General features: G+C 73.4%; 10 protein-coding genes. 1 reads left to right on the top strand and 9 read right to left on the bottom strand.

From position 1 onward, the window contains the following. Positions 1–127: 127 nt before the first annotated feature. The 3 genes from FB557_RS08545 to kynA are packed head-to-tail and all read right to left on the bottom strand — an operon-like array spanning position 128 to position 2,977. The gene (locus FB557_RS08545; protein WP_144857205.1) at positions 128–886 is read right to left on the bottom strand and encodes an alpha/beta hydrolase; all 759 of its coding nucleotides are present in this window, start codon (positions 884–886) and stop codon (positions 128–130) included. Positions 887–896: 10 nt separating this feature from the next. Continuing rightward, the gene (gene kynU, locus FB557_RS08540; protein WP_144857204.1) at positions 897–2,126 is read right to left on the bottom strand and encodes a kynureninase; all 1,230 of its coding nucleotides are present in this window, start codon (positions 2,124–2,126) and stop codon (positions 897–899) included. Next, entirely contained in the window at positions 2,123–2,977 is an 855-nt protein-coding gene (gene kynA / locus FB557_RS08535) for a tryptophan 2,3-dioxygenase (protein ID WP_144857203.1), read from the bottom strand. Before kynA ends, kynU begins: the two co-directional genes overlap by 4 nt. Positions 2,978–3,058: 81 nt before the next feature. On the opposite strand from kynA, the gene FB557_RS08530 reads away from it, so the two are divergent. Continuing rightward, positions 3,059–3,433, top strand: a complete 375-nt coding sequence (locus tag FB557_RS08530; RefSeq protein ID WP_170236248.1) for a thiol-disulfide oxidoreductase DCC family protein — start codon at positions 3,059–3,061, stop codon at positions 3,431–3,433. Here the strand turns inward: FB557_RS08530 and ftsY are convergent. The 6 genes from ftsY to FB557_RS08500 all read right to left on the bottom strand — a co-directional run bounded on the left by ftsY (position 3,430) and on the right by FB557_RS08500 (position 14,873). Next, positions 3,430–4,920 (bottom strand): signal recognition particle-docking protein FtsY, encoded by a 1,491-nt coding sequence (gene ftsY, locus FB557_RS14585; RefSeq protein WP_144857201.1) that lies wholly within the window; start codon positions 4,918–4,920, stop codon positions 3,430–3,432. The two genes, FB557_RS08530 and ftsY, sit on opposite strands and share 4 nt — an antisense overlap. A gap of 25 nt (positions 4,921–4,945) precedes the next feature. Beyond that, positions 4,946–8,455 carry an ATP-binding cassette domain-containing protein gene (locus FB557_RS08520; RefSeq protein WP_144857200.1) on the bottom strand — a complete coding sequence of 1,170 codons (3,510 nt, stop codon included), beginning with the start codon at positions 8,453–8,455 and terminating at the stop codon, positions 4,946–4,948. A gap of 106 nt (positions 8,456–8,561) precedes the next feature. Further along, on the bottom strand, positions 8,562–10,550 hold the full coding sequence (locus tag FB557_RS08515; RefSeq protein ID WP_246074610.1) for a M13 family metallopeptidase: 1,989 nt from the start codon (positions 10,548–10,550) through the stop codon (positions 8,562–8,564). 35 nt (positions 10,551–10,585) lie between these two features. Further along, complete coding sequence (locus FB557_RS08510) at positions 10,586–10,795, bottom strand: hypothetical protein (RefSeq protein ID WP_144857199.1); 210 nt, start codon at positions 10,793–10,795, stop codon at positions 10,586–10,588. 76 nt (positions 10,796–10,871) lie between these two features. Next, positions 10,872–14,438, bottom strand: a complete 3,567-nt coding sequence (gene smc / locus FB557_RS08505; protein WP_144857198.1) for a chromosome segregation protein SMC — start codon at positions 14,436–14,438, stop codon at positions 10,872–10,874. An 87-nt stretch (positions 14,439–14,525) separates the two neighbouring features. Next, a complete protein-coding gene (locus FB557_RS08500) occupies positions 14,526–14,873 on the bottom strand; it encodes a chorismate mutase (protein WP_144857197.1) in 348 nt (115 codons plus the stop codon). Positions 14,874–15,101: the final 228 nt, after the last annotated feature.

Below are 15,101 nucleotides of genomic sequence, written 5' to 3'. Positions count from 1 at the left end.
TGTGTTTCACCAGCTGCCGCGGCAGTGTTACGCGTTCGTTTCACCCCACGGCCCGTTGTAAGCGATCGGTTACACCGGCTCCCCCCGCCGCGGTGGAGGTAGGACCGTGGCGCCCAGCCGGGCGTGCCTACCTCGAACGAGTCGGGCGAGCGAGGAGCAGGTCAGCCACCACGGTGCCGGCATGGCTCTGCGGGTCGATGAGGTCGAAATGGTCGGCACCGGGGATCTCGAGCAGGCGCACCGACGTCCGCTCGGCCGCGTACCGGCGCGAGTAGTCGGGGGGCACCACGTCGTCGCGCTCACCGTGCACGAGCACGGTCGGATGAGGGGGCGAAGGGAGCTGGGCCGGGTCCGCGTCGACCGGCAGCGGCGCCCTCGGCCCACCGAGCAGGTCGTCGACGACATGGTCGGAGAGCCCCGCCTTCCTCGCGGCGGCGACGTCGCTCACCGCGGCGAGCGCGACCACTCCAGCGAGCGGAGAGGACAGCGCCCGGGCCGCCAGGAGCGCCAGGTGGCCCCCGGCGGAGTGCCCGCCGAGGACGACGGGGCGAGCGGCGCCCCCTTCGCCCAGCAGGTCGGGGAGCTGGCCGAGCAGCGCGAGGAGGTCGTCGAGGCCCCCCGGCCACTGCCCTCCGGCATCGCCGATGCGGCGGTACTCGGGCAGCACCACCGTGCTCCCGTCGTCGGCCAGCGAGGCCGCCATCGGGCGGAGGTGGGTGCGGTCGTAGCGGTTGCGCCAGAAGCCGCCGTGGACGAGGACGATGACCGGCCGGTCGGGCGCCGCCGCCCCCGTGGCTCGGTAGACGTCGGCGACCCCGGTCTCCACCGCCGCGTACCGGAGCACCGCATCGGGTCCGCGCGCCGGGCGGGTCAGGACATCGCTCACGACGGGCCCGTCACTGCTGGCGCAGCAGGTCGGCGATGGTGTCGATGCCGTGCTCGAGCTCGGCGAAGGAGGTCGTGAGCGGGGCCAGCCCGAGCCGGATCCCCGAGGGCGGGCGGAAGTCGGGGATGACGCCTTGCTCCCAGAGCGCGGGCATGAGTGCCTCGAAGGCGGGATGGTCGATGGTGACGTGCCCGCCGCGCCGCTCGGGGTCTCGCGGGGTCCCCAGCTCGACGCCGAGGTCGGCGAGTCGCTCGTCGACCAGGCCGATCGCGGCCTGGGTCAGCCTTGTCGACTTCGCCCGGATCGCCTCGATACCGACCTCCTCGATGATGTCGAGGGTGGCCTCCATCGCGAGCATCGCCAGCACGGGCGGCGTGCCGCTGATGAAGCGTCGGATGCTCGGCGCGGGGTCGTAGCCAGGCCCCATCTCGAAGGAGTCCCGCACCCCCATCCATCCCTGGATCGGCTGGGTGGCCTCCTCGATCAGCCCGTTGCGGACGTAGAGGAAGGCCGGCGACCCGGGCCCACCGTTGAGGTACTTGTAGGTGCAGCCGGTCGCCATGTCGACGCCCGCGGTGTCGAGCTGCAACGGCAGGACGCCGACGCTGTGGCAGAGGTCCCAGACGACGAGGGCGCCGGCCTCGTGGGCCAGGGCGGTGATCGCCTCGAGGTCGGCGACGTGACCGGAGCGGTAGGCGACGTGGCTCAGCTCGACCACCGCGGTGTCCTCGTCGACCGCCGCGGCCACGTCCTCGGGGGTGACCCCGCCGCGCGGGTCGGGGTCGATCCAGCGCACGGTGCGCCCGGTCTCGGCGGCGATTCCCTCGACGACGTAGCGGTCGGTCGGGAAGTTGCCGCGATCGAGGACGATCGCGGCACGGTCGGGCCGGAGGTCGACCGCCGCCCGCACCAGCTTGTAGAGGCAGACGGTCGTCGAGTCCGCGACCGCGGTCTGGCCCGGGGCGGCCCCGAGGGTGAGCCGCCCGATCCGGTCACCGAGGGTGATCGGGCGCTCGAACCACCCCTCGTCCCAGCCACGGATCAGGCGGGTCCCCCACCCCTTCGCGATGAAGTCCTCGTAGCGCTGCAGCAGCGCCCGAGGCGGGCGGCCGAGGGAGTTGCCGTCGAGGTAGGCCGCGACGGCCGGGTCGTCGGCGGCGACGAAGCGGTCCCGGACACCGCGAAGGGGGTCCGCCGCGTCGAGCGCGGCGATGTCGACCGGGGTCGCTGCGGGGCTCATCGCCCGACCTCGGTGCGCACGTCGAACAGCTCCGGGAAGAAGGTGAGGTCCAGTGCCCGCCGGAGGAACCCGACCCCGGACGAGCCGCCGGTCCCGGTCTTCATCCCGATGGTCCGCTGCACCGTGCGCAGGTGGCGGAAGCGCCACTCCTGGAAGTTGTCCTCGAGGTCGACCAGCTCCTCGCAGGTCTCGTAGGCGTCCCAGTGTGCCGCGGCGTCCTCGTAGATCCGCTTGAACATCGCGGTCACCCCCGGGTGCGCCACGTGGGCCCGGGTCACGTCCCGCTCGAGGACCTCGTCGGGGACCTCGTGCCCCTGCCGGTGGAGGTAGCGGAGGAACTCGTCGTAGAGGCTCGGGCGCTGCAGCAGGTCGGTCAGCAGGGCGTGACTCTCGGGCTCGGAGGTGAAGACGGGGAGCATCGCGGCGTTCTTGTTGCCGAGGACGAACTCGACCGCTCGGTACTGCGCCGACTGGAACCCCGAGGCGCTGGCGAGGAAGCCGCGGAACTGCGCGTACTCGGTGGGGGTCAGCGTCGCGAGGACCGACCACTGCTCGGTGAGCGTCTTCTGGATGTGCTTGACCCGGGCGATCTTCTTCAGCGCGTCGCGCAGGTCGTCCGCGGCGAGGGAGGCCGTCGCGGCCGCCAGCTCGTGCAGGACGAGCTTGAGCCACAGCTCGGTGGTCTGGTGCTGGACGATGAAGAGCAGCTCGTCATGGTGCTCGGGCTCGCTCACCGGCCGCTGCGCGGAGAGCAGCTGATCGAGCCCGAGGTACGAGCCGTAGGTCATCTGCTGGTCAAGGTCGGTGACGATGCCGTCCTCGACGTCGCGCGTGTTGTGCTCGACGCTCATCGGGCGCTCCTCTCGGGGTCTGCGGCGATGCTCCCACGAGACCCGAGCCTGCTCACCCCGAGAGTGCGAGACGATGGAGCGGTGACTCCCCTCCTCGTCTTCGACGGCGACTGCGGCATGTGCACCCGCTCGGCGCGGCTGGCCGAGCGCCTGCGCGCGAGCTCGGGCGACTTCGCCGTGGAGCCCTCGCAGCGCCTCGACCTCCCCGCGCTCGGTCTGAGCCAGGAGCAGTGCGACGAGGCCCTCCAGTGGGTGGCCGCGGACGGGACTATCAGCAGCGCCCAGGACGCGGTGGCCCAGGCCCTCCTCGCGGCACGCTGGTTCGTCCGCCCGCTCGGGGCGATCATCTCTCTCCCCAGCATCAACTCGGTGGCGGGCGTGGTCTACCGCTGGGTGGCCCGCAACCGCCACCTCTTCCCCGGCGGCACCCCCGCCTGCCAGCTACCCGAGCACTAGCCGACGATCGCGTCGACGAAGGCCTCCGGCACGAAGGGGGCGAGGTCGTCGGCGCCCTCGCCCAGCCCGACGAGCTTGACCGGGACGCCGAGCTGACGCTGGACCTGGACGACGATTCCCCCCTTCGCCGTGCCGTCGAGCTTGGTGAGGACGACCCCGGTGACCTCGACCGCCTCGGCGAAGACCTTCGCCTGGGTCAGGCCGTTCTGCCCGGTCGTGGCGTCGATGACGAGGAGCACCTCGTCGATCGGCTGCTGCTTCTCGATGACCCGCTTGATCTTGCCGAGCTCGTCCATGAGGCCGACCTTGTTGTGCAGCCGGCCGGCGGTGTCGACGACGACGCAGTCGGCCTCCATCTCGGCTCCGTGGCGCACCGCGTCGTAGGCGACGGCGGCCGGGTCGGCCCCGTCGCGGTCGCTGCGCACCACCGGCACCCCGACCCGGGCGCCCCACGTCTCCAGCTGGTCGGCGGCCGCTGCGCGGAAGGTGTCGGCCGCGCCGAGGACGACGTCGCGGTCGTTGGCGACGAGCACCCGGGCCAGCTTGCCCACGGTGGTCGTCTTGCCGGTGCCGTTCACCCCGACGACGAGGATGCACGCCGGACGCCCGTCCACGCGGCTGGCAGCCAGGCCCCGGTCCATGCTCGGGTCGACGAGCTCGAGCATGTCTGCGTAGAGCCAGTCCTTGGCGATCTCGGGGTCGGTGGTGGGGTCCACCGCGACGCGGGCCCGCAGCGAGTCGACGAGCTCGGTGGTCGGCTCGATGCCGAGGTCGGCCGCGAGCAGGGTGTCCTCGACGTCCTCCCAGTCCTCCTCGGAGAGGTTGCCCGAGGAGAGCAGGGCGAGCAAGGACTTGCCGATCGCGCTGTTGGAGCGGGAGAGCCGGCTGCGCAGGGCGCGCATCCGGTCGCTCGTCGGGGCCGGGGTCTCCACCGGCGGCGCGGTCGGGGCGGCGAGCACCGGCTCGTCGGGCACCTGCGTATCCGCCGAGCTGGGGGCCGCCTCCGGCGCCTCGGGTGCCTCGGGTGCCTCGGACTCGACCGTCGAGGTGTCTCCCGGCAGGGGCTCGTCGTCGTACTCGGAGGCATCGGCCTCGCGGACGTACCGGTCAGGCTCCTCCTGACCGACGACCTTGCTCTCGTCGGTCGTCGCGGTCGCGTCAGCGGCGGTGGACCCGGAGCGGTCGAACCACTCCGGCGGCTCCTCGTCGGCCGGTCGCGAGGCCGGCTCGACGGTCCCGGCCCGGTCGGGGGCCTTCGCCGGCGTCTCGTCCTGCGGCGCGGCCTTGTCGCTGGGGCGGTCGAGCACGATCGTCCCGCTGCGGTGGTCGGCGGTGCCCTTGGGCCGCTCCGGTGGACGATGCTGCGGCGGCAGCTCCTTCGTCGAGCCACCGCGACCGCGGAGCAGCCCGACGAGCAGACCGATGAGCACCCCCGCGAGGAGGATGGCGACGATGACGTACTCGAGGACGGTGTCGATGAATCCCACGGCACCATCCTCGCAGCCGCCGAGCTCACCCTGCGAGGTGACCGTGCTCCGCAGAGAGCTCCGTCCAGGGCCCCACGGCCTGGACCCGGCCGTCGACGAGGACCACGACCCGGTCGGCCTGACGCAGCGCCGCCCGCTTCGACGTCGCTCCGACCACGGTCACGCCGCGCCGACGCAGCGCCTGCCACAGCTCGATCTCGGTCGTCGCGTCCAGGGCGCTGGAGACGTCGTCGGCGAGCAACAGCTCGGCGTCGGCGGCCAGTGCCCGGGCCAGGGCGAGACGCTGGACCTGCCCTCCGGAGAGCCGCACCCCGCGGTGACCCACGAGCGCGTGGGGCCCGCCGGCGGTCGCCACGTCCGGCTCGAGCCGGGCGTCCTGGACCGGGGAGTCGAAGGCGCGGCTGTAGCCCAGCTGGATGTTGTCGGCGAAGGTCCCCGACAGCACCCGCGGCACCTGGGCGACATACGCCACCTGGCCCGGGCGGAGGAAGACCTCGGGGTCGTCGACCTCGCGGCCGTTCCACAGCAGCGACCCGCGGTGGTCGACCAGCCCGGCGAGGGCGCGCAGCAGGCTGGACTTGCCCGACCCGATCTGGCCGAGGAGGAGCACCAGCTCACCGGCCTCGACGCGCAGGTCGACGTCCTCGACACCGACCGTGCCGTCCTCGTGGACGGCTGTCATCGACTCCAGGGTGAGGGTGCGAAGGGGGATCCGCGGCACGTCCGGCGGCGCCGGGGCGGCGCCGGTGACCAGGTCCACCCCGTCGGGGGTGTCCATGAGGTCGGCGCCGCCGGCCAGGATGCTCGTGGCCTGCTGCCAGGCCCGGGTGCCGGGCGCCTCGGTGACGACGGCTCCCGCGACCCGACCGAACCAGTCGAAGCCGCCGACGGCTCCCACGACGAGGAGCGCGGTGGCCAGCCCCCACCATCCCCACAGGACCGCGGCCCAGGCGACCACCATGCCCGCCTGGACCATGATCATCGGCACGCCCTCGAGCACGGCCTTGACCCGGTGCTCGCGCACCGCGGCCTCGACCCGGCCGCCGTCGACCCGCCGCAGATGGGCGCGCAGCTGCGGGACCCTCCCGGCGAGCTTGACCGTGCGGGCCGACTCCAGGGTCGAGACGAGCGCACGCCCGAACTGCGCCCGGGTCGCCGAGGCGTGCGCGGCCGAGCGTCCCGCCGCGGGCCGCCCGAGCGCGGAGGCCCCGGCAGCGGCGGCGAGCACGGCGAGCAGCACCATCCCGGCCAGCGGCGTGCCGGCAGAGATCGCGGTGATCGCGACGATCGCGAGCCCGTTGACCACGTCGACCCAGCGGTCGGCGTACCGGGCGAAGCGGTCGGCGTCCATGGCGCGGGCGACGATCTCGCCGGCGGGGACGCGATCGAGACGCCGGTCGGCGGTCTGCCCGACGAGGACCGACATCCGCACCCGCAGCATCACCTCGATCCACCACCGCGGGTACCGCACGATCGCGGCGGCGAACATCAGCGGCCCGGCGAGGATCGCCACGACGCACCCGGCCAGCCACCACCACGGCTCGCCCCCGTCGCGCAGCGCCTGGACGGTCCGGCCCCAGGCGAAGCCGGTGAGCGCACCGATCGACCCGGTGAGGGAGAAGCCGAGGAAGAGCGCGACCGAGAGCAGCCCCCACCGCGGCCTGATGGTCAGCGCATGCCAGATGCCCCGAGCCAGCGACGGCCCGTCCCCGGTCACCGGCCGGTCCGGGGGGTCGATGCGGCGACGGCTGCCACCGATGCCGCCGCCCGGGTCCACCGGCGCCGGTGCCGTCCCCCCTTCGCCGTCGTGGGCCGAGGACTGCAGCAGGTCCCGGAAGGGACCGGGCGCGCTCACGAGGTCGGCGCGTCGGCCGCTCTGGATCACCCGCCCGGCCTCGAGCACCGCCACCCGGTCGGCGCGGGCGATGGTGCTGAGCCGGTGCGCGACGAGGATCCCCGTCCGGTCCCGCAGCAGCCGGTCCGACGCCGCGACGACTCGCGCCTCGGTCACCGGGTCCATCCGGGCGGTGGCCTCGTCGAGGACGACGAGCTGGACGTCGCGCAGGAGCAGCCGGGCGAAGGCGACGAGCTGCTCCTCCCCCGCCGACAGCGTCGCCCCTCCCGGACCGAGCACGGTGTCCAGGCCGTCCTCGAGCGCGGCGACCCAGTCACCCAGCCCGAGCTCGGCGACGACCCGCTCGACGGCGTGGCGGTCGACCTCGGCGAAGAGCGCGATGTTCTCGGCAAGGGTGCCGGCGAGGATCTCCGTGCGCTGGGTGACGACGCCGACCGCTCGCCGCAGCTCGGTGAGGTCAAGGTCGAGCACGTCGACCCCGCCGAGGAGCACCGTGCCGGGCTCGGGGTCGACCGCGCGAGAGATGAGGGAGGCGAGCGTCGACTTGCCCGACCCGGTGCGGCCGACGAGGGCGAGGGTCTGCCCGGCCGGCAGGTGCAGGTCGATGTGCTCGAGCGCGAAGGCGCCTTCGCCGTAGCGGAAGTGCAGGTCGGCGAAGCGCAGGTCGAGCTCTCCGGCCGGGACGCCCCGCCCGCCGCGCGGCTCGGGTTCGACGGCCAGCATCTGACGCAGCCGGATCACCGCACCGAGGCCCGCCTGGAGCTCGGGGAGCTGCTCGGCCACCCGGCCGACGATGCTCACGAAGCTCGTCGTGACGAGGAAGAGGGTGACCAGCTGAGCGACGGAGAGCCCGCCCTGGCTAGCCACGGCGATCCCGACGACGGCGATCGCGACGAGCAGCCCGTGCAGCAGCGTCATCCCCCGCACGGTCATGTCGCGCTCGACCTGCAGCACCTCGTGGAACCGGTCGTGGACCACCGAGGAGAGCCGGGCGAGGCGTTGCACGGCGAAGGGGGATCCGCGGCTCGTCCGGAGGTCGTCGCGTCCCGCGACGCCCTCCTCGAGGGCCGCGGCGTGGTCGGTCCAGGCCATCTCCTCGACGACCTTGCGCTCGGCGACCTCGGCCATGAGCGGACGCATCACGAGGTAGGTGCCGGCGGCGAAGACGGGGAAGAGGAACCACGCCGGCCACCACGTCACTGCCGCGACGACCCACATCGGCAGCGCGGCGATGAGCGCACGAAGCGCCATCCAGACCTGCTCGCGGACGAGGGTGCCCACGTCGTGGGTGTCGTCGTCGACCCGGTCGAGCACCTCGCCGACCGCCTGCTCGGAGAGCGAGTGCAGCGGCTGGTCGAGCGCGGCGTCGAGCAGGTCCTCGCGCAGGCGCCCCTCCGCCCGGTCGACGACGGCGGACCACATGACCCGGCCCACGGTGTCGAGCACCCCGCCGCCGACGAGGCACAGCGCCAGCCACAGGACGAGCGAGGTGCTCGCCTGCTCGGCCAGCCGTCCGGCGAGGACGGACCCGGCAGCCTGCCCGATGGCGTACCCGACGAGTCCGAGGATCGCCAGCCCGGCGAGCGGGCGCCGCAGCCGTCGCCACCCGACCTGCCGCTCGGGTGGGGTGGGTGGCCCCTCCCCTGCGCGGGGCGGTGCGGGAGCGGCGAGGGTGGTCATGGCGGACCCGAGCGTATGCCCCCGCCCCGACAACCACCTACCGCATTTCGGCCTCCCCGGCCGTACCCCCTTCGCACCTACCAAGGCAGGTGCGAAGGGCGGTAGGTCAGAAGATCGTCACCCGGTCGCCAGGGGCGAGCCACATGCCGTCGCCCTCGGTCACCCCGAACGCCTCGTGGAAGGCGTCGATGTTGCGGGCGGCGTTGCCGCGCAGGTCCTGCGGCGAGTGCGGGTCGATCGCGAGCAGGCGCTCGGCCTCCTCGCGGCGGGCGTTGCCGCACCACACCCGTGCCCAGCTGACGAAGAAGCGCTGGTCGCCGGTGAGCCCGTCCTCCCCCTTCGCCCGGGCCGCGTCCTCGCCGACCGCGAGCCGGTAGGCGGCGTGACCAATGGCCAGGCCGCCGATGTCGCCGATGTTCTCGCCGACCGTCAGGGCGCCGTTGACCCCCCGGTCGGGAGCGGTCCGGCTGCGCTGCCCGTCGAACTGCGCCTTGAGCGCGTCGGCGAGGGCGGTGAAGCGTTCCTTGTCCTGCGGGGTCCACCAGTCCCGCAGCGCGCCGGTGCCGTCGAAGCTGGCCCCGGAGTCGTCGAAGCCGTGCCCGATCTCGTGACCGATGACCGCCCCGATCCCGCCGTAGTTGCACGCCGGGTCGGCGCCGGGGTCGAAGAACGGCGGCTGGAGGATCGCCGCGGGGAAGACGATCTCGTTCATCCCCGGGTTGTAGTAGGCATTGACCGTCTGGGGAGTCATGAACCACTCGTCGCGGTCCACCGGTCCCCCGAGCTTGGCGATCTCGCGGTCGACGGCGACCTCGCTCGCGCGGCCGACATCGGTCAGCAGGTCGCCGGTCAGCTCCAGGCCGGAGTAGTCCTTCCACCGCAACGGGTAGCCCACCTTGGGGGTGAAGGCATCGAGCTTGGCGAGGGCCTCGCGCTGGGTCTGCTCGGTCATCCACGCCGACCCGGTGAACGAGCGCTCGAACGCGCGCTCGAGGTTGCCGACGAGCTCGACCATCTCGTCCTTGGCCTCGGGCGGGAAGTGCCGCGCGACGTAGAGCCGCCCGACCGCGTCACCGAGCGCATCCTCGACGAGGGCGACCCCCCGCTTCCACCGCGCGCGCTGCTCGGGGATGCCCGAGAGCGTCCGGCCGAAGAGGTCGAAGTGGGCCGCCGCGATCTCGGTGGACAGGTACGGCGCCATAGCGACGACGACGTGCCAGCGCAGCCACGACCGCCACGCCTGAAGACCCACCTCCCGCAGGGTGCTCGCCAGCGACCGGAGGTAGTCGGGCTGGCGCACGACGACTCGGTCCAGCGCCGACCCCGGCAGGCCCCAGCCCTGCGCCCAGGCGTCCCAGTCCATCTCCGGGCACGCGGCCTCGAGCTCGTCGCGGGTCGTGGGGTTGTACGTGGCGACCGCGTCGCGGTTGGCCACCCGGTCGTTGTGGCCGGCGGCCAGCCGCTGCTCGACCTCGAGCACCTGCGCGACCACCTGGTCGGCCCGGTCCTCGTCGGTGCCGGTGAGCACGAGCAGTGCGCGCGCGTGCTCCTGGTAGGCCGCGAGCACCGGGGCGTGCTGCTCCTCGCGGTAGTAGCTCTCGTCGGGCAGACCGAGCCCGGCCTGCTCGAGGTAGACGATGTAGCTGTCGGGGTCGCCGTCGTCGGTGTTGACGAAGGGGGTGAGCAGCCCGTCGACACCCCGTCGGCCGAGGCGGCCCATGGCCGCCGCCAGTGAGCTGAGGTCCTCGACCGCGTCGACCTCGGCGAGGAGCGGGGAGAGGGGCTGCGCCCCCTTCGCGTCGGCCGCCTCGATGTCCATGAAGGCCCGGTAGAGGCCACCGATCCGCTCGGCGTCGGGGTCGGAGCCGGGGTCTGCGGCGACCTCCTCGACGATGTCGCGCACGGCAGCCTCGCTGCGTTCGCGCAGGACGTCGAAGACGCCGTAGCGGCCCCGGTCGGAGGGGATCTCGACGCTGCTCAGCCAGGTGTTGTTGACGTGGCCGTAGAGGTCGTCCTGCGGCCTGGTGCTGGCGTCCAGCGGGTGGTCGAAGTCGGGTGTGGTCGCGGCGTCGTCGGTGATGTCGGTCTCAGGCACGCACGCCAGTCAAGCATGCCGGCCTCAGCTCGAGATCAGGCGGACTTCTTGCGGTTGGCGCTGCTCAGCGCCGACGAGGTCCGGGTCGCCGCGGCGTCCGCGCCGCTGCGCACCTTGACCACGACCCGCTCGCCGCGCGGGGTGAGCAGGTCGCGACCCTCGCGGCGGGCGGGGATGGCGACCAGCCCGAGCACGACGAGCGAGAGCGCGACGCAGACGAGCAGGGCGATCACCATCACGGTCATGCCACCATCATCCACCCTCCCGGCGCGGGCCGCCACCCGACACGCACGGTGGTGGCGGCGTTGACCGTCCCGGGGGTCAGGACGCGACGTCGCGCAGGCGCTGGCTCACGACGGTGGTGATGCCGTCCCCGCGCATCGACACCCCGTAGAGGGCGTCGGCGACCTCCATCGTCTTCTTCTGGTGGGTGATGACGATGAGCTGGCTGGAGTCGCGCAGCTCCTCGAAGAGGGTGATGAGCCGGCCCAGGTTGGTGTCGTCGAGCGCCGCCTCGACCTCGTCCATGATGTAGAAGGGGCTGGGCCGCGCCTTGAAGATCGCGACGAGCAGGGCGACCGCCACGAGGGAGCGCTCGCCGCCGGAGAGCAGGGAGAGCCGCTTGACCTTCTTCCCCGGCGGCCGGGCCTCGACCTCGATCCCGGTCGTGAGCAGGTCGGACGGGTCGGTCAGCGTCAGGCGACCCTCGCCTCCCGGGAAGAGGCGACCGAAGACCCCTTCGAACTGCTCCGCGGTGTCGCGGAAGGCCTCGCCGAAGACCTGCTCGACGCGTTCGTCGACCTCGGCGACGATGTGCAGCAGGTCCTTCTTGCTCTGCCGCAGGTCCTCGAGCTGGGTCGTGAGGAAGGTGTGGCGCTCCTCGAGCGCCGCGTACTCCTCGAGCGCCAGGGGGTTGACCTTGCCCAGGGCCTTCAGGCCGCGCTCGGCGGTGCGCAGCCGCTTCTCCTGCTCCTCGCGCACGTACGGCTTCGGCTCCGGCATGACGAAGTCTTCGCCCTGCTCGTCGGGGCCGGGCACGTGCGGGACGAGCTGGTGCGGCCCGTACTCCTCGGTCAGCACCTCGGGGTCGATGCCGAGCTCCTCGAGCGCCCGCTGCTGCAGGGCCTCGATGCGGAGGGTCTGCTGGGCCCGCGCGACCTCGTCCTTGTGCACCGCGTCGGTCAGCTCCCGCAGCTGGTCCTGCTGGGCGGCCAGGGCGGTGCGCAGCTCGCTCAGTCGTTGCTCCCGCGCGCTTCGGGCCTGCTCTGCGGCCTCCTGCTCGGCCCGGGCCCGGTCGACCGCGCCAGCGAGGACCCCTTCGGCACGCCGGGCTGCCACCTCGACCGCCGCGGCGACCTCGGCCTCGCGCCGCCGCCGCTCGCGCCGGGCCTGGAGGCGCTCTCGGGCGGCGATCTCGTTGCGGGCAGCGCCTTCGAGGGACTCCGCCCGGCCGTGGAGGGCTCGGGCTCGTTCCTCGGTGGTGCGAAGGGAGAGTCGCACCTCGGTCTCGGCGGTCCGGGCCCGGCTGGCCTCGACCTCGAGACGGTCCCGCTCGTCCAGCGACGGCTCGTCCTCGTCGGTGGGATCGGCGCTGGCGCGGTCGAGCCGCTCCTGCAGCTCGGTGACCTCGCCGCGGTCGCGGTCCAGGCCGGCGCCGAGCTCCTCGACCGCCGCGCGGGTGCGCTCGGCCTCGGCCCGCGCGACGCGCACCGTCTGGCCCAGCCCGCCGAGCTGCTCGGCGACGGCGGACATCTGGGCGTCGCTGTCGTGCAGGGCGTCGAGGGCCGCCTGCGCGGCCTCCTCAGCCTGCTCCTCGCGCGTCGTGGCGGCGGAGAGCTCGAAGGTGGCCTGCTCACCGGCCCGGGTCGCTGCGGTGACGGCTTCGCTCGCCTCGTCCAGCGCCGCCTGGACCTCGATCAGGCTCGGGGCGACGGAGGACCCGCCGCGCACGAAGCCGGGCCCGAAGACGTCGCCGTCACGGGTGACGGCGGTGACTCCCGCGGGTGCCAGAGCGAGCGCGGCGTCCTCGTCGGCGACGAGCGCGACGCGCTCGAGCACCTGGGCGAGTGCCGGTGAGACGGCCTTGGGGGCGGTGACGACGTCGATCGCCCACGTGCCACCGGCGGGCAGCTCGGGCCAGCTGGAGCGGTCGACGCTCGTGGCGGTCTCGCCGACGACGAGGTAGACCTGCCCGGCGTCGTCGTCGCGAAGCCGGCGGATGGCGCTGGCGGCGTCGGCGGCGGATGAGACGGCGAGCGCCTCGGATGCCGCGCCGAGGGCGGCAGCGACCGCCCCCTCGTGCCCGCCGGAGACGCTGATCAGCTCGGCGAGGGACCCGAGGATGCTCGGGCCGTCGGAGTTGGCGGCTTCGCGCAGGGCCTGGGCGCCGTCCTTGCGGCGCAGGCTGAGCTCGAGCGCCTCGACGCGGGCCTGCGCGGCGCTGCGCTCCTGCTCGGCCTGTCGCTGGGCCTCTTGCAGCCGGCGTACCTCGGCCGCTGCCTCTTCGTGACGCTCGGCGGCCTGCTCGTAGCGCTCGTCGAGCCCGGCCTCGCTGCCTTCGGCGTCGGCGATGGTGCTCTCGAGCCGGCGGAACTCGCTCTCGGCCTCGCTCGCTCGTCGGTCGGCGTCTGCGATCACCCCGTCGAGACGGCCCAGCTCGGCCTCGGCCGCCTCGACCTTGCTGCGTCGGGCGCTGACCTGCCCGGTGAGCCGGGCCAGTCCCTCGCGCCGGTCGGCGGCGGCGCGCAGCAGGCCCTGGATCCGCTGCTGCTCCTGCGCGAAGGCCGCCTCGGCCGCCTCTCGTGCGCCGGTCGCGTCGGCCAGCCGGTCGGTGATCGCGGCGACCTCGGCGAGCAGAGCCTCCTCCTCCGAGCGGGCCTGCGCCGCCTGCTGTCGCAGCTGCTCGGGGTCGCGACCGGTGGTGCTCTCGTGCTCCTCGTCCTGGCCGAGCAGCCGGACCCGCTCGGCGGCGACCGAGGCGGTCGACCCGAGCCTCTCGGCGACGGAGCGCAGGCCGACGAAGCGTTGCCCCGCCGCGGCGAGCGCGGGCGCCGCCGCGGCCCCCAGCCGCTCCTGCTCGCCGATCTCGTCCCGGGTCTGGGTCAGCGCGTCCTCGAGGGCGCCGCGACGGCGCAGCATCTCGGTCTCGTCGGCGACCTCCTGCTCGAGCGCCGAGGTGCGCTGCACCAGGTCGTCCGCGACGAGACGCAGCCTCGCGTCACGGGCGTCGGCCTGGATCGTCGCGGCCTTGCGGGCCGCCTCGGCCTGGCGACCCAGCGGGCCGAGCTGCCGGCGGATCTCGGTGGTGAGGTCGGCCACCCGAGCGAGGTTGGCCTCCATCGTCTCGAGCTTGCGCAGCGCCTTCTCCTTGCGCTTGCGGTGCTTGAGGACTCCCGCTGCCTCCTCGATCAGCCCGCGGCGCTCCTCCGGGGTCGCCCGGAGCACGGTGTCGAGCTGCCCCTGGCCGACGACGACGTGCATCTCTCGGCCGATGCCCGAGTCCGAGAGCAGCTCCTGGACGTCGAGGAGCCGGCAGCTCGTGCCGTTGATCGCGTACTCCGACCCGCCGTTGCGGAACATCGTCCGGCTGATCGTCACCTCGGTGTAGTCGATCGGCAGCGCACCGTCGGTGTTATCGATCGTCATCGTGACCTCGGCACGCCCGAGCGGCGCCCGCCCGGCCGTCCCCGCGAAGATGACGTCCTCCATCTTGCCGCCGCGCAGGCTCTTGGCGCCCTGCTCTCCCATGACCCACGCGAGGGCGTCGACGACGTTGGACTTGCCGGACCCGTTCGGCCCGACGATGCAGGTGATGCCCGGCTCGAGGGAGAGGTGCGTCGCGGAGGCGAAGGACTTGAAGCCCTTCAGGCTCAGGCTCTTGACGTACACGTCACGCTCTCTCGGTCTTTTGGGCGCCGGCCCCCCCGGCGGTGGGTGGCGCCACCCTACCCGCGCGAAGGGAGCGGCCCCGCCCGCTCAGCGGTCGGTGACCGGCGTGTCGTGACCCTGGTGGTGGGCGCTCGGGCGGGCCGAGGTACCCGCTTCGGCGATCGCCTCGTGGTGGCGGATGACCTCGGCGATGATGAACCCGAGGAACTTCTCCGCGAACTGAGGGTCCAGGCCGGCGTCGTCGGCGAGGGCCCGCAGCCGGTCGATCTGTCGCTCCTCCCGGCCCGGGTCCGCCGGAGGCAGGCCGAGCTCGGCCTTGAGCACCCCGACCCGCTGGGTCGCCTTGAACCGCTCGGCGAGGAGGTGCACCAGGGCGGCATCGACGTTGTCGATGCTCTGACGCAGCTGGTGCAGCTCGGGCGGGGTGTCGCTCACGGGGCCGAGGGTATGTCGGTGCCGCTGGCGAGCACAGCCCGTCTCACGGTCCGAGGCGCGAAGGGGGTGACCGTTCGTCTGAGGCTCCCCGGGGATCTGCGAAGGGCGCACGATCACCTCTGCGGTGACTGGCCACTCGCCCGAGGGCATGACGTGCAGCCTGGCCGGTCCGGACCGGCCTGGAGGTGCCGAGGCACTCGTCGCGGTGCTTCGACCGACACCGCCCAC

Origin of the sequence: Marihabitans asiaticum (genome assembly GCF_007828725.1) — a bacterium.
In the GTDB taxonomy this organism is placed as follows: Bacteria; Actinomycetota; Actinomycetes; order Actinomycetales; family Dermatophilaceae; genus Marihabitans; species Marihabitans asiaticum.
The sequence above is the reverse complement of the archived record's forward strand: the minus strand, read 5'-3'. Positions and strand labels throughout refer to the sequence as shown.